Origin of the sequence: Pseudoalteromonas lipolytica (genome assembly GCF_001306915.1) — a bacterium.
GTDB lineage: Bacteria > Pseudomonadota > Gammaproteobacteria > Enterobacterales > Alteromonadaceae > Pseudoalteromonas > Pseudoalteromonas simplex.
This window is the reverse complement of the sequence record NZ_LJTC01000054.1, coordinates 1-584: the sequence shown is the minus strand read 5'-3', so window position 1 is coordinate 584 and position 584 is coordinate 1. Positions and strand designations below refer to the sequence as shown.

2 tRNA genes and 1 rRNA gene are annotated in these 584 nt (G+C 42.0%); all 3 read left to right on the top strand.

The annotated features are described in order from the left end of the window. Window positions 1–89, top strand: a 16S ribosomal RNA gene (locus AOG27_RS21015); the annotation flags it as partial. Window positions 90–165: 76 nt separating this feature from the next. Next, a tRNA-Ile gene (locus AOG27_RS21010) sits at window positions 166–242 on the top strand. A 111-nt stretch (window positions 243–353) separates the two neighbouring features. Continuing rightward, a tRNA-Ala gene (locus AOG27_RS21005) sits at window positions 354–429 on the top strand. Window positions 430–584: the final 155 nt, after the last annotated feature.

The following is a 584-nucleotide window of genomic DNA, read 5'->3' as shown; positions in this document are numbered from 1 at the left end:
GGAGGACGTTCACCACGGAGTGATTCATGACTGGGGTGAAGTCGTAACAAGGTAGCCCTAGGGGAACCTGGGGCTGGATCACCTCCTTATACGATTTAGAACTTATTTGTTCGTAGTGTCCACACAGATGATTGTTAATTGTAAAGAGAACAACACTTATTGTTTGGGTCTGTAGCTCAGTTGGTTAGAGCGCACCCCTGATAAGGGTGAGGTCGGTAGTTCAAATCTACTCAGACCCACCACTTCTTCTTGATACTGCGTTGTAAGCTTCGTCGTTTAGTGAACTAAACGTCCTCAACTTACGCCTTGTCTCAATCGAAGTGGCTAATAAAACAGTAAGTACCAGCATATGTGGGGCTATAGCTCAGCTGGGAGAGCGCCTGCCTTGCACGCAGGAGGTCAGCAGTTCGATCCTGCTTAGCTCCACCACTTTTACTCCTTAAAAATAAACATTCTTAATCAGGTAATAAACTGCTTGAGAATAGAGTGTGTTTAATTTTGAGAAGTTTATTCTCTTGCTCTTTAAAAATTTGGAAAGCTGATATTAAAATTCTTATAGATATTCGTATCTATAAAGAGTTTTC